Source organism: Phenylobacterium sp. GW821-FHT12F10 (genome assembly GCF_058806695.1).
The window spans coordinates 62,214-79,447 of record NZ_JBXAPY010000001.1; the positions used below are offsets into that span (position 1 = coordinate 62,214).

General features: G+C 70.8%; 17 protein-coding genes. 11 read left to right on the plus strand and 6 right to left on the minus strand.

What is annotated here, in order from left to right; genetic code table 11:
- Window positions 1–41: 41 nt before the first annotated feature.
- Both rocD and AC1RN5_RS00340 read right to left on the minus strand, forming a co-directional pair.
- A complete protein-coding gene (gene rocD, locus AC1RN5_RS00335) occupies window positions 42–1,262 on the minus strand; it encodes an ornithine--oxo-acid transaminase (protein ID WP_493039310.1) in 1,221 nt (406 codons plus the stop codon).
- Window positions 1,259–2,116 carry a dimethylarginine dimethylaminohydrolase family protein gene (locus AC1RN5_RS00340; RefSeq protein ID WP_493039311.1) on the minus strand — a complete coding sequence of 286 codons (858 nt, stop codon included), beginning with the start codon at window positions 2,114–2,116 and terminating at the stop codon, window positions 1,259–1,261. The genes rocD and AC1RN5_RS00340 overlap by 4 nt, the downstream gene beginning before the upstream one ends.
- 115 nt (window positions 2,117–2,231) lie before the next feature.
- Here AC1RN5_RS00340 and AC1RN5_RS00345 point away from each other — a divergent pair, with 115 nt between their 5' ends.
- The 3 genes from AC1RN5_RS00345 to AC1RN5_RS00355 all read left to right on the plus strand — a co-directional run bounded on the left by AC1RN5_RS00345 (window position 2,232) and on the right by AC1RN5_RS00355 (window position 4,344).
- Window positions 2,232–2,654: an Lrp/AsnC family transcriptional regulator gene (locus tag AC1RN5_RS00345; protein ID WP_493039312.1), complete on the plus strand. Its 423-nt coding sequence runs from the start codon at window positions 2,232–2,234 to the stop codon at window positions 2,652–2,654.
- A 36-nt stretch (window positions 2,655–2,690) separates the two neighbouring features.
- Complete coding sequence (locus tag AC1RN5_RS00350; protein ID WP_493039313.1) at window positions 2,691–3,686, plus strand: alpha/beta hydrolase; 996 nt, start codon at window positions 2,691–2,693, stop codon at window positions 3,684–3,686.
- Between the two features lie 73 nt (window positions 3,687–3,759).
- A complete protein-coding gene (locus tag AC1RN5_RS00355; protein ID WP_493039314.1) occupies window positions 3,760–4,344 on the plus strand; it encodes a hypothetical protein in 585 nt (194 codons plus the stop codon).
- A 159-nt stretch (window positions 4,345–4,503) separates the two neighbouring features.
- Here AC1RN5_RS00355 and yghU read toward each other — a convergent pair whose 3' ends face one another.
- Window positions 4,504–5,379, minus strand: a complete 876-nt coding sequence (gene yghU / locus AC1RN5_RS00360) for a glutathione-dependent disulfide-bond oxidoreductase (protein WP_493039315.1) — start codon at window positions 5,377–5,379, stop codon at window positions 4,504–4,506.
- Between the two features lie 163 nt (window positions 5,380–5,542).
- On the opposite strand from yghU, the gene AC1RN5_RS00365 reads away from it, so the two are divergent.
- Together AC1RN5_RS00365 and AC1RN5_RS00370 are read left to right on the plus strand one after the other, a co-directional pair.
- On the plus strand, window positions 5,543–7,333 hold the full coding sequence (locus AC1RN5_RS00365; protein ID WP_493039316.1) for a M3 family oligoendopeptidase: 1,791 nt from the start codon (window positions 5,543–5,545) through the stop codon (window positions 7,331–7,333).
- A gap of 41 nt (window positions 7,334–7,374) precedes the next feature.
- Complete coding sequence (locus tag AC1RN5_RS00370; RefSeq protein ID WP_421933162.1) at window positions 7,375–8,079, plus strand: phosphatase PAP2 family protein; 705 nt, start codon at window positions 7,375–7,377, stop codon at window positions 8,077–8,079.
- On the opposite strand, the gene AC1RN5_RS00375 is transcribed toward AC1RN5_RS00370, so the two are convergent.
- From AC1RN5_RS00375 to AC1RN5_RS00385, 3 genes are all read right to left on the minus strand, one after another.
- Complete coding sequence (locus tag AC1RN5_RS00375; RefSeq protein ID WP_493039317.1) at window positions 8,076–9,008, minus strand: MarR family transcriptional regulator; 933 nt, start codon at window positions 9,006–9,008, stop codon at window positions 8,076–8,078. The genes AC1RN5_RS00370 and AC1RN5_RS00375 overlap by 4 nt on opposite strands.
- A gap of 121 nt (window positions 9,009–9,129) precedes the next feature.
- On the minus strand, window positions 9,130–10,062 hold the full coding sequence (locus tag AC1RN5_RS00380) for a hypothetical protein (RefSeq protein ID WP_493039318.1): 933 nt from the start codon (window positions 10,060–10,062) through the stop codon (window positions 9,130–9,132).
- A gap of 44 nt (window positions 10,063–10,106) precedes the next feature.
- Window positions 10,107–11,324 (minus strand): acyl-CoA dehydrogenase family protein, encoded by a 1,218-nt coding sequence (locus AC1RN5_RS00385; RefSeq protein WP_493039319.1) that lies wholly within the window; start codon window positions 11,322–11,324, stop codon window positions 10,107–10,109.
- 134 nt (window positions 11,325–11,458) lie between these two features.
- Here AC1RN5_RS00385 and AC1RN5_RS00390 point away from each other — a divergent pair, with 134 nt between their 5' ends.
- The 6 genes from AC1RN5_RS00390 (at window position 11,459) to AC1RN5_RS00415 (ending at window position 17,060) form a co-directional block, all read left to right on the plus strand.
- Window positions 11,459–13,627: a beta-glucosidase family protein gene (locus tag AC1RN5_RS00390; RefSeq protein ID WP_493039320.1), complete on the plus strand. Its 2,169-nt coding sequence runs from the start codon at window positions 11,459–11,461 to the stop codon at window positions 13,625–13,627.
- Between the two features lie 229 nt (window positions 13,628–13,856).
- Window positions 13,857–14,384 (plus strand): TetR/AcrR family transcriptional regulator, encoded by a 528-nt coding sequence (locus AC1RN5_RS00395; protein WP_493039321.1) that lies wholly within the window; start codon window positions 13,857–13,859, stop codon window positions 14,382–14,384.
- A gap of 11 nt (window positions 14,385–14,395) precedes the next feature.
- Window positions 14,396–15,112, plus strand: coding sequence for an oxygen-binding di-iron domain-containing protein (locus tag AC1RN5_RS00400; RefSeq protein WP_493039322.1), 717 nt, complete (start codon window positions 14,396–14,398; stop codon window positions 15,110–15,112).
- A 106-nt stretch (window positions 15,113–15,218) separates the two neighbouring features.
- The gene (locus AC1RN5_RS00405) at window positions 15,219–15,695 is read left to right on the plus strand and encodes a PaaI family thioesterase (RefSeq protein ID WP_493039323.1); all 477 of its coding nucleotides are present in this window, start codon (window positions 15,219–15,221) and stop codon (window positions 15,693–15,695) included.
- Window positions 15,695–16,744, plus strand: coding sequence for an alpha/beta fold hydrolase (locus AC1RN5_RS00410; RefSeq protein ID WP_493039324.1), 1,050 nt, complete (start codon window positions 15,695–15,697; stop codon window positions 16,742–16,744). The genes AC1RN5_RS00405 and AC1RN5_RS00410 overlap by 1 nt, the downstream gene beginning before the upstream one ends.
- Before the next feature lie 85 nt (window positions 16,745–16,829).
- Window positions 16,830–17,060 (plus strand): aa3-type cytochrome c oxidase subunit IV, encoded by a 231-nt coding sequence (locus tag AC1RN5_RS00415; RefSeq protein WP_493039325.1) that lies wholly within the window; start codon window positions 16,830–16,832, stop codon window positions 17,058–17,060.
- Window positions 17,061–17,234: the final 174 nt, after the last annotated feature.

The window sequence follows — 17,234 nt, forward strand, 5'->3', positions numbered from 1 at the left end:
AGCTCCCCCAAAGGGGGAGCATCTGTCCGGCAGGAAAGTGGTCAAGCGACCCGCAGCGCCGCCTCCACCTGCTCGGCGATCCAGTCGGCTTGGTCGGCGGTGAGCACCAGGGGCGGGGAGATGCGGATCGTGTGGTCGTGGGTGTCCTTGGCCAGCAGGCCGCGGGCGGCCAGGGCCTCGACCACCGGCCGGGCGCCGCCGGCCTCGGGGCGAAGCTCCACGGCCAGCATCAGGCCGCGGCCGCGAACCTCCCTGATCGCGGGGTTGGCGATGGCCGACAGCGAGGCCTTCAGCCGCGCGCCGAGGGCCGCGGAGTTCTCCACCATGCCCTCGTCCACCAGCACCTTCATGGCCATCCGCGCCACGGCGCAGGCCAGCGGATTGCCGCCGAAGGTGGAGCCGTGGTCGCCGGGCTTCAGCACCCCCAGGACCTGCGCGTTGGAGAGCACGGCGGAGACCGGATAGACCCCGCCCGCCAGGGCCTTGCCCACCAGGGTGAGGTCGGCCTCGATCCCCTCGTGCTCCTCCGCCAGCAGCTTGCCGGTGCGGCCGAACCCGGTCTGAATCTCGTCGAGGATCAGGACGACGTTGTGGGCGGTGCAGAGTTCGCGGACCCGCGTGAAATAGCCGGCCGGCGGAATGACCACGCCCGCCTCGCCCTGGATCGGCTCCACCAGGAAGCCGACGGTGTTCTCGGTGATGGCCGCCTCGAAGGCGGCGGCGTCGCCATAGGGAACCACCTTGAAGCCGGGGGTGAAGGGGCCGAAGCCGGCGCGGGTCTGGTGGTCGGAGGAGAAGCCGACGATGGCCAGGGTCCGGCCGTGGAAGTTCTCCGAACAGACGATGATCTCGGCGCGATCGGCCGGCACGCCCTTCACCTCGTAGCCCCACTTGCGGACGGTCTTCAGCGCGCTCTCCACGGCCTCGGCGCCGGAGTTCATCGGCAGGGCCATGTGGGAGTTGGTCAGGGTGCAAAGCTCCTCCAGGAAGGCCGGGAGCTGGTCGTTGCGGAAGGCGCGGCTGGTGAGGGTCAGGCGCTGGGCCTGCTGCGTCAGGGCGCCGATGATGCGCGGGTGGCAGTGGCCCTGGTTCACCGCCGAATAGGCCGAGAGGCAGTCCAGATAGCGTTTGCCGTCCACGTCCCAGACATGCACCCCCTCGCCGCGGGTCAGGACCACGTCGAGGGGCTTGTAGTTGTGGGCGCCGTAGTGGTTTTCCCGCGCGATCAGGTCGGCGGCGCGGCTGAGGGTGGCGGTGGTCATGCGGGGACTCCCTGCGGGGCGGAGACGAGATCCAGGCGAAGGGTCATGCAGAAGGCGGCCCCGCCGGACAGGATGAAGGGGGCCAGGTCCACCTCGATCAGGCGGTAGCCGCGGGCCTCGATGCGGGCCTTCAGCTCGGCCGGGGCGCGGGCCATGATCACCGTGGATCCCAGGCAGACGGCGTTGACGCACAGGGCCTCGGCGTCCTGGCGGGTGGCGATGATCCGGTCGGCGGGGGCGACGCGGGCCTCGATGGCGGCCAGCGCCTGGGGCGTGAAGGCCGGCGGATAGTAGAGCACCTCCCCGCCGCTCAGCGGCCGGAAGCAGGTGTCCAGGTGGTAGAAGTGGGGGCTGGCCAGCTCCAGGGCCACGGCGGGGCGGCCGAAGGTGCGGGCGATGACCTGGGCGGCGCCGACGTCGGAGCGCTGGCCGTGGCCGGTCCAGAAGACGCCCCGGGTCTCGTCCCACAGGGCGTCGCCCGCCCCCTCGTGGACCAGGCCCTCGGGGAGCTCGACGATGCGCTCGATCCAGCCGCGGCGCTTCAGGGTCTCGAAGGCCGCCCGGAAGGGGGCCTCCTCGCCCTGGCGCTCGGGGTGGCGGAAGCGGGCCAGCAGGGCCGTCCCGTCCAGCACCACGGCGGCGTTGGCGGGGAAGACCAGATCGGGCAGGCCCGGCACGGCGGGGACCATCTCCACCCGGGCGCCGGCGGCCTGCAGGGCCCAGCTCAGGGCCGCCGAGCCGGCGCGGGCGGCGCGGGCGTGGGTCGGGGTCCAGGCGGCGGGGCTCATCCAGGGATTGATGGTGTAGCTGACGTCGAAATGACCGGGATCGGTCATCAGGAAGGTGGGGGCCATGGGTCGCCTCATGAGGAGTCCGCCCAACTGTCCCGCGCCGTCGTGCTAGCGAAAAGCCGCAGAGATGCTACGGTCTGCCGGAATTGTTGGCGTTCCGGCATAGAGTTCTAGCGATATGGACGATCTGGACCGCCGGCTGTTGGCCCTGCTGCGCGAGGACGCCCGGGCGCCGGCCTCCAACCTGGCCACCAAGCTGAAGGTCTCGCGCGGCACCGTGCAGAACCGCATCGAGCGGATGCTGAAACGGGGCGCCATCCAGGGCTTCACCGTCCGCGCCCGGCCCGAGCTGGAGGCCGAGCGGGTGCGGGCGATCATGAGCCTGGCCATCGAGGGGGAGCGGACGGCGGCGGTGGTCAAGGCCCTGCGCGGTTTCCCGGAGGTGGCGGCGGTCCACTCCACCAACGGCCGCTGGGACCTGATCGCCGAGCTGGACGCCGCCTCCCTGGCCGATTTCAGCCGCCTGTTGGACGAGGTCCGCACGCTCGAGGGGATCGGCGCCAGCGAGACCAGCCTGCTGCTGAGGACCCACCCGATCTAGCTCGCCAGGCGGGTTCGACCACGTTAGCCTCGATCCATGACACCGGTTTCCGCCCTGATCGCCGCCGTGGCCCTGGTCCTGGGCCTGGCCACCGCCGCCGCCGCCCAGGAGAGCCCCGCCGGCCCCGGCCCCGGCCACGCGGTGATCGCGTTGTGGCCCAAGGAGCCGCCCGGCGCCGAGCACGCCACGGCCCGCGAGGCGGTGGTCGAGCGGTCCAAGGACACCTCCGTCATCCGCGACCGCATCCTCAAGGGCGTCGCCCACCCGACCCTGATCGCCTTCCAGCCGGAGCATCCCAACGGCGCGGCCCTGCTGATGGCGCCCGGCGGCGGCTACTCGTGGGTGGTGATGGACAAGGAGGGCTACGAGACCGCCGAGGTCTTCGCCAAGGCCGGCGTCACCGTCTTCGTCATGACCTACCGCCTGCCCCAGGAGGGGTGGAGCGCCGGCCCCGCCGCGCCGCTGCAGGACGCCCAGCGGGCCCTGCGCCTGATCCGCGCCCACGCCGCCGAGTACAGGGTTGATCCGGGGCGGGTGGGGGTGATGGGCTTCTCGGCCGGCGGCCATGTGGCCGGCATGCTGACCCTCCGGTTCGACCAGCCCACCTATGCCGCCGTCGACGCCGCCGACCTGGTCTCGGCCCGGCCCGACTTCGCGGTGCTGATGTATCCGGTGGCGACCATGGCCGAGCCCTACGCCCACCCCGGCTCCCGCCGGAACCTGCTGGGAGAGTCGCCCACGCCGACGGCCGTGGCCGACCAGTCGCTGGAAAGGCTCGCCCGCCCCGACGCCCCGCCGGTCTTCCTGGTCCATGCCGTGGACGACGCGAGCGTGCCGGTGGAGAACAGCCTGCAGCTCTTCGCCGCCCTGCGGGCCAAGCAGGTCCCGGTGGAGATGCACCTCTTCGAGGAGGGCGGCCACGGTTTCGGCCTGCGCTTCACCACCGGCAAGCCCGTCGCCGCCTGGCCCGACCTGGTGCTCGGCTGGATGGGGCGGCGGGGCTATCTCGAGCCGAAGGAGCGTCATCCCTAACGCGCTCTTAGGGGCGTTCCTTCACGACGAATTCAGCGCCGCCGTGGAGAATGCGCCCTGCGTCGAGGGGCCTATGCAGATATCCACGCTCGGGGCGGCCCAGTCCGGCGCGCCCGCCATCCTGCCCGACAGCGTCGCGGCCGCCGCCCTGGTGCTGGGCGACCGCAGCGGCGCCGTGAGCCTGCGCGCGCAGCTGGCCTCCTACCAGGATCTGGCCGGACGCTGGCGCCAGGCCCAGGGCGGCGAACGCCAGGCCCTGGCCCGGGTTCTCACCGACTCCCCCTTCGCCCAGCGGGTGCAGACAACTCTGAACGCCTTCACCCGGGCCGCCTGGGCGGGCCCCAACGCGGTCCCTCCCGAGCCCCAGGCCAAGATGCTGCAGGCCTTCGACGCCCTCCCGCCCGACGACCAGCAGATCGTCGCCGGCGTGCAGGTGGACGCCGCCGGGGCCCCGGCCTACGCCTCGGCCGACGACTACCGCGCCCGGCTGCAGGCCGATCTCGACCAGGCCCAGCCCCGCCGCGCCGACAGCGTCACCCTATCTCCGCAGGCGCAGGCCACCTTGGCCGGCGCCGCCCCGCCCGAGCCCATGCCGCCGCCGGAGGTCGCCCCCGAACGTGCGGCGGCCATCGCGGCCTATGCCAGGCTGGCGCGGTAGGGGACGCCGGATCGGTGTCCCGTCTCCCCTTACTCGTGCGTCATCCCGGCCGAAGCGCAGCGGAGAGCCTGGAATCCAGGGGCGGTGCGCACGGCGCCTGGGTCCCGGATCGCCTGTCGGCGTCCGCGATGACAGTTATTTTTCTGAGACGGGAGAGCGCTACCCCTCCGCCGGCGCCACCTTGTCCTGGGTCTTGGTGTCGAAGTCGCTGGCCTCGTGGCGTTCGCGCAGCTGCGACGAGGGCTCCCCGAAGGTGCGGTTGACCATCCGGCCGCGCTTCACCGCCGGCCGCTCGGCGATCTGGTCGGCCCAGCGGTTGACGTTCTTGTAGGACGCCACGTCCAGGAACTCGCCGGCCTCGTAGAGCACGCCCTTGGCCATGCCGCCGTACCAGGGCCAGATGGCCATGTCGGCGATGGTGTACTCGCTCCCGCCGACGTACTCGGCCTCCGCCAGACGCCGGTCCAGCACGTCCATCTGCCGCTTCACCTCCATGGCGTAGCGGTCGATGGCGTATTCGATCTTCATGGGCGCATAGGCGTAGAAGTGCCCGAACCCGCCCCCCAGGAACGGCGCCGAGCCCATCAGCCACATCAGCCACGACAGGCACTCGGCCCGGGGCGCCGGCGCGGTGGGCAGGAAGGCGTTTCCGAACTTCTCCGCCAGGTGGATGAGGATCGCCCCGCTCTCGAACACCCGGATCGGCTCGGGCCCGCTGCGGTCCAGCAGGGCCGGGATCTTCGAGTTGGGATTGATCTCCACGAAGCCGGAGCTGAACTGGTCCCCGGCCCCGATATTGATCAGCCAGGCGTCGTACTCGGCCCCGGTGTGCCCCAGCGCCAGAAGCTCCTCCAGCATGATGGTCACCTTCACCCCGTTGGGGGTGCCCAGCGAATAGAGCTGCAGCGGATGGCGGCCCACCGGCAGCGCCTTCTCGGAGGTCGGCCCCGCGATCGGCCGATTGATCGCCGCGAACCGCCCGCCGGACTCCTTGTTCCAGGTCCAGACCTTGGGGGGTGTGTAGGTGTCGGTCATGGCTTCCTCCGGGGTGCGCGCAACTTCGTGCGGTGTGGCTACCGATGTGGGGCAGGCGAGGGCGTTTGGCGAGGGGGGTGAGGTGGAAAGGGCTGGCTGTTGGCCGCCGAGGCACGGCCATCCGCCCTAGTCCCGCCCCGACCCGCGCGCTAAACCTCCGCCCATGAACGCGCCCGTGAAGACCGACGCCCTGCCCGAGTGGCAGCTCTCCGACCTCTATGAGGGCCGCGACGACCCGAAGATCGAGGCCGACCTGGCCGCCGCCAAGGCGGCCAATGACGAGCTGGTGAAGCTGAAGGGCCGGTTCGTGGGCATGCGCTCCGATCCGCTTCACCTGGGCGAGCTGCTGGACCACGGGATCGGGCTCTATGAGAGCGCGGTGAACGGGCTGTGGGCCGTGGGCGCCTATGCGGGCCTGGCCAGTTCGGTGGCCAAGGACGACCCGGCCTGGGCCAAGTTCGAGGGCGACCTGCGCACCCGGTCCTCGCAGATCGGGGCCGAGAGTCTGTTCTTCACCCTGGAGCTCAACCAGCTCGAGGACAACGAGATCGAGATGGCCTTCAAGGCCCATCCGCCGGCCGCCCGCTGGCGCTCCTGGATGCGCCGCGTACGGCTGTCGCGGCCCCACGAGCTGTCGCCCGACCTGGAGCGGCTGCTGATCGACCGCTCGCCGGCGGTGGCCAACTGGATCCGGTTGTTCGACGAGACCCTGGCCCGGCTGTCGGCCAAGGTGGGCAAGGAGACCCTGACCCTGCCCGAGGTGCTCAACCGCCTGTCGGACCCCGACGTCGCCAAGCGCAAGGCCGCCGCGCACGGCCTGGCCAAGGCGCTGGAGGACCGCACGCCGGAGCTGGCGCTGGCCATGAACACGCTCGCCTTCGAAAAGCAGGTGGAGGACCGCTGGCGGAAATATCCGTCGCCCGCCGCCAGCCGCCACATCGCCAACGAGGTGGACGCCGACGCCGTCGAGGCCCTGGAGGCCGCGGTGGTGGAGGCCTATCCCGCCGTCAGCCACCGCTACTATGCGCTCAAAGCGCGGCTGATGGGCCGCAAGACCCTGGACTACTGGGACCGCAACGCGCCCCTGGATACCGGCGCCCAGCGCACCTACGACTGGGGTCAGGCCAAGGGCATGGTGCTGGAGAGCTTCTCCGACCTGGCGCCCAAGTTCGCCGACACGGCCAAGACCTTCTTCGATCAGCCCTGGATCGACGCGCGGCCGCGGGCCGGCAAGCAGTCGGGGGCCTTCTCACACCCGGTGACCGCCGAGCGGCACCCCTATGTGTTCATGAACTACATGGGCGAGCGCCGCGACGTGCTCACCCTGGCCCACGAGCTGGGGCACGCGGTGCACCAGACCCTGTGCCAGCCCCTGGGCACCTTGCTGGCGGACACCCCTCTGACCCTCGCCGAGACCGCCTCGATCTTCGGCGAGGGCCTGGTGTTCGAGCGGCTGCTGGCCGGCGCCTCGAAGGGCGAGCGGATGGGCCTGCTGGCCGGCCAGATCGAGGACGGGCTCAACACGGTGGTGCGGCAGATCGCCTTCCACCGCTTCGAGAGCCGCTTCCACGCCGCCCGGGTCGAGGGCGAGCTGGCGCCCGACCAGATCGGCGCCATCTGGCTGGAGACCATGGGCGAGAGCCTGGGCCCGGCCATCAAGCTCAACCGGGGCTACGAGCACTACTGGGGCTATGTCAGCCACTTCGCCCACGCCCCCTTCTATGTCTACGCCTACGCCTTCGGGGACCTGCTGGTGCGCGGCCTGATGGAGAAGCGCCGGGAGGACCCGGTGGCCTTCGCCCCGCTCTACGAGGACCTGCTGGCCGCCGGCGGCACCCGGACCTATGTCGAGGCCCTGCGCCCCTTCGGGCTGAACCCGCGCGAGAAGGCCTTCTGGGCGGCGGGCATGACCCAGATGGAGCGCCTGGTGGACGCCTTCGAGGCCCTGGTGTGAGGGGCGCGGAAAGAAGCTGAGCCTCGCGCGTTCATGCGCCCATGACCGACCCCGCCAAGAAGCCGCTCGCGCGGCGGATCGAGACCCGCGCCCTGCTGATCTGGCTGGGCGGGGCCGCGGCGATCTGGGGGTTCTTCAACGTCGCCAGCGAGGTCACCGAGGGCGACACCGCGGCGATGGACCAGCGCCTGCTGCTGATGCTGCGCCGGCCCGGGACGCTGAGCGACCCCATCGGACCACGTTGGCTGGAGGAATCCATGCGCGACGTCACCGCGCTCGGGGGCTTCACCTTCCTCACCCTGGCGACCATCGTCGCGGTGTTGCTGTTCAGCTTCCACGGCAAGCGGCGGCAGGCCTGGATCCTGGCCGGCGCCGTGCTGGCCGCCCAGGTGTCCAGCGAGGTGCTGAAGACCTTCTATGACCGGCCGAGGCCCAGCCTCGTGCCGCATGGCAGCTACGTCTACACCCAGAGCTTCCCCAGCGGGCACTCGACCCTGTCGGCCACGGTGTTCCTGACCCTGGCCACCCTGATCGCCAGCGTGGAGGTCCGGGCCAGCACCAAGATCCTGATCTATGTCCTGGCGGTGCTGACGACGATCGCCGTGGGCTTCAGCCGGGTCTATCTCGGGGTCCACTGGCCCAGCGACGTGCTGGCGGGCTGGAGCCTGGGGGCGACCTGGGCCTTCGGCGCCTGGGTGGTGCTGGAATGGATGCGCCGCCGCGACGTGAGCCGCGAACGGGTCTAGGCCGCTTCCGGCCGGTAGCCGACGCCGATGGCCGCGAGGTCGGCGAGGAAGGCCTCGGTCAGGGCCGCCATGTCGATCATGGCGCGGATCACCTCGGGACGGGCGAGGACCTCGGTGGGGGTGGTGAGGCCGTCGGGGCCACGCTCCACAAGTCCGCGGTCCTCCAGCCGTTTCACGGCGCGCCGGGCGGTCTCGTAGGGCAGCAGCAGGAACTTGCCGATGGCGTAGACGCTGACCGGGTGGCGCTGGGCGTCGGGAACCGCCTCCTCCAGGCCGGCATAGGCCTGGGCCAGCTCCGGGTCGTGGGTGACGTGGGCGATATTGGCCTTGTTGACGGCGCGCAGGGCGAGCACGGTCAGGACGTCGAGGTCCATGATCTTGGCGGAGTGGCAGGTGGACTCCAGGAAGAAGTCGGTGGTCAGGCGCAGGGTCTGGCGCAGGACGTCGGGGCCCGCGGCCCGCGGCGGGCCGGCGGCGACGCCAAGGCGGCCGGCCTCCTGCACGAACCCCGTCGTGGCGGCCCAGGTCTCGGCGATGATGCCGTCGTGGGCCGGATCGGTCAGCACCTTGGCGGGGATGATCAGGCCGCCGTCCATGTCGGCGCAGACGCCCGCGGCCACCAGCTGCCTGACCCGGCGGCGGATCGTCTCGTAGGGCAGGCCCAGGTCCTTGGCCACGGCGTAGACGCTGACCGGCCGGCGGCGGTCGTCGGTGGGTACGCCGGCGATGCCCTCGTGGGGGTGGGTGATGACCTCGCGGGAGGTCAGGAGCTCGCGGACATTGGCCCGGTTGATGGCCAGGATGGTCAGGGCGGTGACGATGTCGCGGCTGATGAACCGGGCCGAGCGTCGGGCGGTGTTCACGTGATAGTCGCCGGCCAGGCGGGCGATCAGGCGTCGGCGGTCGGCGATCTCGACGTCAGGGCGCATGCGGTTCCCTTCCCTACGCAAAGAGGTGACGCGCCAGGCCCAGGTGGCCTGATTTGAGGGACCCCTCAATAGTTTTGAGAACGACGGTATGCCACGTGGCCTGGAGCCGCAGTGGCGAAGCCTAGCCCTGGGGTTGGTAGGTCAGGCCAACGGCGGCCAGGTCGGCCAGAAGCGCCTCGGTGCTGGCCACCAGTCCCACGATCCCGGCGACCACGGCGGGGCGGGCCACCACCTCGGCGGGCACGATCAGGCCGCCGTCCTGGCGATGCACCAGACCCTCGGCCTCCAGCTGCAGCAGGGTGCGGCGGACGGTCTCGTAGGGCAGCAGCAGGTCCTTCGCCAGGCCGTAGACGCTGATCGGGCGCCGCTCGTCGTCGGAGAGGACGTCGGCGAGGCCGGCATGAGCCTGGGCGGCCTCGGGGTCGTGGGTCACGTGCCGCACATTGGCCAGGTTGACCGCCCGCAGGAGCAGGGCGGAGGCGGGATCCAGGTCCATGGCGCGGGCCATCTGGCAGACCGCCTCCAGGCAGTAGGCGGTCACCAGACGGTTGACCTGCCGGAACTGGTCAGGGCTGGGGGACTGATTGTGGCCGGGCGCGTGGACCCCAAGCCGGCCCGCCTCCTGCACGAACGCGACCGTGGCGGTCCAGGTCTCGGCCGCCGCGGTCAAGAGCCGGGGATCGAGAATCGCCTGAGCCGGGATGATCACCCCGCCGGCCACCGTTTCGCAGAAGCCCGCCTGGCTCAGCTTCCTCACATGCCGGCGGGCGGTCTCGTAGGGCATGTGGAGATTGCGGGCCACCATGTAGATGCTGACCGGGGTGCGAAGGTGGTCGGGAGGAACCCCCGGGACGCCGGCATAGGGCTCGGCGATGGTTTCCCGAGAGGCGGTCAGGGCGGCGACATTGGCCCGGCTGATCTCAAGGAAGACCAGCACGGTGAAGACGTCGCGGCTGGTCGACCGGGCCACGCGCCGGGCCGCGTCGAGCTGAAATTCCCCGCCGAGACGGGACAGCAGGCGGCGGCGGTCCACGCCGTGCGGGTCTTCGGACATGCCCCATCGTTTACCTACGGCCGGGGCGGCGCAGCAAGGCGCAACTACAGTCCCAACACCGCCTTGGCGATGATGTTGCGCTGGATTTCGTTGGTCCCGGCATAGATCGAGCCGGCCCGGTCGTTGAGGTACTTCGACGCCACCGTCAGGCTGTGGTCGGGGCCGACATGGCCCTGGTCGGCGGGCGGGGTGAACAACGGCGTGGGACCGCCCGGGGCGGTGGCGTGGGGCTGGTAGGGGACGCCATAGGCGCCGGCCGCCTCCAGGGCCAGCTCGGTGAGCTTCTGGCTGAGCTCGGTCCCCACCGTCTTCATCATCGAGGACTTGGCGCCGGGCGCCTCGCCCGAGCTGAGGTTGGCCAGGATCTGCAACTCCACGGCCTCCAGGGCGTCGATCTCGATGGCGGCGGCCGCCAGGCGCGCGGCGAAGCTGCGGGTGTCGTCGAGGTGGGGCTCGGCCGCCGCCATGGCGGCGATGCGCGCCAGGCGGGCCCGCAGGCCGGGCGCGCTGACCCCGCCGCCGCGCTCGAACTCCATCAGGTACTTGGCCACCGTCCAGCCCTCGCCCACCTTGCCCACCACATTGGCCCTGGGCACGCGCACGTCGGTGAAGAAGACGTCGTTCTGGATGTGCTCCCCCGACAGCATCAGGATCGGACGGACCTCGACGCCGGGGGTGGTCATGTCGATCAGCAGGAAGGTGATCCCCTGCTGGCGGATGCCCTCGCTGGAGGTCCGCACCAGGCAGAAGATCCAGTTGGCGACATTGGCGTGGGTCGTCCACAGCTTGTGGCCGTTGCAGACGAAGTGGTCGCCGTCCTCCACCGCGCTCATCTGCAGGGAGGCGAGGTCGGAGCCCGAGGCCGGCTCGGAATAGCCCTGGCACCAGTGGTGCTCGCCCGACAGCATGCGCGGCAGGTAGTGGGCCTTCTGCTCGGGGCTGCCGTGGCCGATCAGCACCGGGCCGCACATGCCGATCCCCATGGGCGAGAGCGGCGGGGCGCCGGCGGCGGCCAGCTCCTGGGCGAAGATATAGCGCTGGGCCGCGCTCCAGCCGCAGCCGCCGTACTCGACGGGCCAGGCCGGCGCCGCCCAGCCGCGGGCGTGCAGGATGGCCTGCCATTCGGTGGCCAGGTCATGCGGGGCGTAGACGCTGGTCATCAGCCGGCTGGTGCGCCGCATTTCCGGCGTCAGCTCGGCGTCGAGGAAGGCGCGCACCTCGTCGCGGAAGGCGAGATCCGCCTGGCTCCAGCTCACCTTCATCGCGCCCTCCCAAGGCTGTTTGGCGCGATCATGCCCAGGTGACGGACCGGCAGGCGAGTCCCGCGCTCGCGCCCAGTCGACCCGCCCGGACAAACTGGATAGCGTCGCCGCCAACCAAGAGGGAGGACACCGAGATGACCCAAGCCTGGATGGACAAGACCCTGTCCCCGGACGCCCGGGCCGCTCTGCTCATCGAGCAGCTTACCCTCGACGAGATGATCTCCCTGGTGCACGGGCCCATGCCGGCCATGGTCAGCCCGCCGCCGGCCGACGCGGCCATGGGGGCGGGCTATATCCCCGGCGTCGAGCGCCTCGGCATCCCGCCCCTGAACGAGACCGACGCCAGCCTGGGCATCGCCAATCCGCGCCAGGTGCGTCCAGGCGACGGCGCCACCGGCCTGCCCTCCGGCCTGGCGCTCGCCTCCACCTGGGACCCGGAGCTGGCCCACGCCGCCGGGGTGATGGTGGGCTCCGAGGCCCGCGACAAGGGGTTCAACGTCCTGCTCGGCGGCGGCGCCAACCTGACGCGGGAGCCGCGCTGCGGGCGCAATTTCGAGTATCTCGGCGAGGACCCGCTGCTGGCCGGCGTCCTGGCCGGCGAGGCCATCAGGGGCGCCCAGTCCAACGACATCGTCTGCACCCTCAAGCACTTCGCCCTGAACGACCAGGAGACCTGCCGCCACGTGGTGGACGCCCGCATCGACGAGGGCGCCCTGCGCGAAAGCGACCTGCTGGCCTTCCAGATCGCCATCGAGCGCGGCGATCCGGGCTCGGTGATGTGCGCCTACAACCGGGTCAACGGCGAGTGGGCTGGCGAGAACGACTTCCTGCTCAACCAGGTGCTGAAGCGCGACTGGGGTTACCGCGGCTGGGTGATGAGCGACTGGGGGGCGGTCCACTCCACCGCCAAGGCGGCGCTGGCGGGCCTCGACCAGGAGAGCGGCGAGCAGCTGGACAAGCAGGTCTATTTCGGCGCGCCCCTCAAGGAGGCCGTCGAGCAGGGGGAGGTGCCCTTCGAGCGGTTGACCGACATGGTCCATCGCATCCTGCGCAGCCTGTTCGACAAGGGGGTTTTCGACCATCCCGCCGCCAAGCGCTTCACCGACTACGCGGCCAACGCCCAGGTGGCCCAGGCCGCGGCCGAGGCGGGCACGGTGCTGCTGAAGAACGACGGCCTCCTGCCCCTGGCCGGATCCCTGCGCAGGATCGCCGTGATCGGGGCCCATGCCGACGTCGGCGTGCTGTCGGGGGGCGGCTCCTCCCAGGTGATTCCCGTGGGCGGGCCTGGCCTGTCGCTGCCGGTGGCGGGCGCGGCCGGCGCCTTCGCCAACATCACCTATCATCCCTCGGCGCCCCTGGCGGCGATCCGCGACATGACCCGCAACACCCAGGTCACCTTCTCCCCCGGGACCGACCCGGCGCAGGCCGCCGATCTGGCCCGCGACGCCGACGTGGCCATCGTCTTCGCCGACCAGTGGGCCACCGAGGCCGAGGACCTACCCAGCCTTTCCCTACCGGGCCACCAGGACGCCCTGATCGAGGCCGTGGCCGCCGCCAACCCGAAGACCGTGGTGGTGCTGGAGACGGGGACGCCGGTCCTGACGCCCTGGCTCGACCGGGTGAGCGCGGTGCTGGAGGCCTGGTATCCCGGCACCCGAGGCGGCGAGGCCATCGCCAATATCCTGTTCGGGGCGGTCAATCCGTCCGGCCGCCTGCCCATCAGCTTCCCCCGCGAGGTGGAGGACCTGGTGCGGCCGGAGATCCCCGGCCAGATCTTCGGTCCGCCGGAGGAGGGGCGCACCATCCCGACCTCGCGGCCGGACGTGCAGCAGCACAAGGGTCGCTTCTCGGTGGAGCATCCCGAAGGGGCCGACGTCGGCTACCGCTGGTTCGCCAAGCACGGGACCGCGACCCTGTTTCCCTTCGGCTTCGGCCTCTCCTATACGAGCTTCGCCCATTCGGGCCTGGAGCTGACGGGCGGCGAGACGATCACCGCCAGCTTCGAGGTGAGGAACACCGGCGCCGTGGCCGGGATCGACACCCCCCAGGTCTATGTCACCGTGACGGGCTCCGACGGCCAGCCCAGCCAGCGCCTGATCGGCTGGGCCCGGGTCGCCCTGGCGCCCGGCGAGAGCCGCCGGGTGAGCGTGACCGCCGACCGCCGCCTGCTGGCCAATTACGACGTGACCCTGCCGGGCTGGCGCATCACCGCCGGTCCCGTGGCGGTGGTGGTGGGGACCTCCGCCGAGGACGCCACCCTGCACGGGGAGGTCGCGATCACGGCGGGGACGCTGAAGCCTTAGGCCTTCCTTCTCGCCCTGAATTCGGGGTCGCGCTCCGCCTGCCAACAAGTCCCGTCATCCCGGCTCTCCGCTTCGCTTAGGCCGGAATGACGGAGGTTGCCTGAGAGGTCGCTCCCTCTTGACGTCCAAATATTGATCGAATATTCGTTCAATTAATATGACCCAGAGCCCACGCAGGTACGACCAGCAGCGCCGCGCCAGTTCGGCGGCGGCGACACGGAGACGGATTGTGGAGGCCACCTTCGAACTGCACGCCGAGCAGGGCGTACTGGCCACGACCATGAAGCAGATCGCCGCCCGGGCCGGGGTGGGGGTGGGCTCGGTCTATCACCACTTCCCCACCTATGATGACGCCGTCGAGGCCTGCGGCCAGCACGCGCGCGTCCTGATGCCCATCCCCACCGAGGCGGCCCTGGCCGGCTGCGTGACCCGGGACGAGCGGATTCGGGCCTTCGTCGCGGCGGTCTTCGGTCTCTGGAGTCAGGCCCGGGGCCTGGAGCGGATCCGGGCCGAGCGCGACGAGGTGGGACCCGTGCGGACCTATTTCGACGAGATGAACAGGGGCCTGACCCGGCTGGCGACCCTGGCCCTCGGGCCGGGCGCGACCCCGGCCCAGGCTGAGATGGTGGTGGCGCTCTGCGACCTCTCGGTCCTCCAGGCCCTGACCCGAGCCGGCCTCTCCCCCGATGCGGCGACCGATCAGGTCGCCGATGTCATCAATGGCTGGCTGGCCGCCGGCAGATCCTCTCCAACCTGAAGGAGCCCCTCATGGAGACCCGAACCACCGAAATCGCCGACGGGGTCTATCGCCTCTCGACCTATGTGTCCGACGTCGCGCCCCCGGCCGGCTTCACCTTCAACCAGTTCCTCATCGACGCCGACGAGCCCCTGCTGTTCCACTGCGGGCACCGCCAGATGTTCCCGCAGATCAGCGAGGCGGTGCGGGCCATCATGCCGCTGGAACGCCTGGCCTGGATCAGCTTCGGCCACGTGGAGGCCGACGAGTGCGGCGCCATGAACCAGTGGCTGGCGGCCGCGCCCCGAGCGCAGGTGGTCCACGGTGTCCTGGCCTGCGACGTCTCCCTGAACGATCTGGCCGACCGTCCCCCGCGGGCCCTGGCCGACGGCGAGGTCCTGGACCTGGGCGGCAAGCGCCTGCGCTGGCTCGACACCCCACACGTGCCGCACGGCTGGGAGGCCGGGGCGATGTACGAGGAGACCGCCGGCGTGCTGCTCTGCGGCGACCTGCTGACCCATGTCGGCGACGGTCCGGCCCTCACCCACGGCGACGTCCTGGCCCCGGCCCTGGAGGCCGAGGCCATGTTCAAGGCCATGAGCATGCACCCCGCCACGGGATCGGTCCTGCGCCGGCTGGCGGCCCTGGAGCCCACCACCCTGGCCCTGATGCACGGGTCGTCCTACGCCGGACGCGGGGGCAAGGTCCTGTCCGACCTCGCCGCGGAGCTGGAGGCGGTCGCCGCCTGACGCCGCGACGCGGGGGGTCCTGATCGGGGGCCAGCTTCGCCATGACGCGGACTGGACCCCATCAAGGGCTTGCCATTCGCCGACCGCCCGTTCATTTCCCTGCGCGATGTCCGATGATCTGACCGAAGTCCAGACCGCCATCGTTCCCGATGGCTTTGTCATCAACCTCTGGAACCGGGGGTTCGGCCGCACGGTCGGGCCGTTCTATTCCCGCCGCGACGAGCCGACCGGCGACGAGGTGATGGCCTTCCGGGTCGAGGAGCACCACGCCAACGGCATGAACAACTGCCACGGCGGCATGCTGATGAGCTTCGCCGACATGGCCTGGGGCCGGGTGATCTCCAACAAGCGCGAGATCGGCTGGGTGACGGTGCGGCTGACCACCGACTTCCTCTCGGGCGCCCACATGGGCGACTGGGTGGAGGGGACCAGCGAGATCATCACCGAGCAGGACGACGTCTTCACGGTCCGGGGCCGGATCTGGTGCGGCGAGCGCACCCTGATCACCGGCACCGGCGTCTACAAGGGTATCCGCTCCATCTCGCGCAAGGCGGGTGAGCGGGAAGCGCGGGGAGTCGCCTGATGGCATTGGATCCGGCGATCAAGGAAGGCGCCCCCGTCGGCTACGACGACCGCCCCATCCATTCCGAGCCCGGCAGCCTGCCGCCCCAGGTGCAGGCGCCGCTCGCCCCCTTCCGCGGCCGCCATCCCGACGCGCCGGAATGGTTCCTGGACGCCATCGCCCAGGAGCCGGAGCGGACCTTCGTCACCTCGCTCGGCACCAAGATCGAGGCCCTGACCTGGGGCGAGCTGGGCAAGCCCGGCCTGCTGCTGGTGCACGGCAACTCGGCCCACGCCGATTGGTGGAGCTTCATCGCCCCCTACCTGGCCCAGGACTACCGGGTGACGTCGATGTCCCTGGCCGGCATGGGCGCTTCGGACTGGCGCGAGAGCTACGCCTTCCAGGACTTCGCCGAGGACGCCGAGGCCGTGGCCCGCGCGACGGGTCTCTATGAGGCGGGCAAGCCGATCTATATCGGCCACTCCTTCGGGGGCAGCCAGGTGTTCTTCGCCGCCGCCGCCCACCCCGAGCGCATGCGCGCCGCGGTGCTGGTGGACACCGGCTTCGGCGGTCCGCCGCCAGACTCGCCGGAGGCCAAGCGCATGCAGGAGCAGCAGGTGCGCAACATCCCCACCGGCGACCGCGCGGCTCGGGTCTATCCCACCGAGGAGGCGGCGCTCGCCCGCTTCCGCTTCATGCCGCCCCAGGTGGCCGGCAACCTGTTCATCGCCGATTTCATCGCCCGCCGCTCCCTGAAGCGCGCGCCGCTGCCGGACGGCTCCGGCGAGGGCTGGACCTGGCGGTTCGACCCGGCCATGTGGAACAAGCTCGACCGCAGCGTGATGATGGGCATGACCGCCGAGGGCCCGCCCAAGGTCACCGTGCCCCTGGTGCACATCTATGGCGACCGCTCGGTGGTGAAGTCCCGCGTCAGCGACGACCGGCCCTCGCCCCTGCCCAAGGACATGCTGGAGATCGCCATCCCCGATTCGGCCCACCACATCATGGTCGATCAGCCCCTGGCGCTTATCGCGGCGTTGCGCGGCCTTCTGGCCGCCTGGCCGGGCTGAGACATAAGGCGCGCTTGAGCCATCGCGGCGGACCGTGTAGGTCGGCCTGCTTCCATTTCCTCCCAAGTTTGAGAGACGCCCTTCTATGGCTTCCGAATACCACCGCGGCGACATGGACATTTCCGAGCAGGTCGCCACCTTCAACCTGTTCAACGGCCTGACCAAGTGGGGCTCGCTGGCGATGGCCGCCCTGCTGCTTCTGCTGGTCCTGTGGTTCTGCACCCCCGCGGGCTTCCTGGGCGCCTTCATCAGCGCCGCGGTCCTGGCCGGCCTGGGCGTCGTCTTCCTGCGCGAAAAGCCCGAAGCCGCCCACTAGGGTCGCCTCGGCGCGCCCGCCGCGCCCTCCACGATGACCTATCAGGCGCGTCGATTCGTCGGCGCGCCTGAAGTCGTATCCGCCATTCAAACGGACGTTCGAATATCCCAGGTCGATAGCTGGACAAGCTCACCGTGCCCCCCGTATGGTCCGGCCAAAGCTGACCAGGGGGAA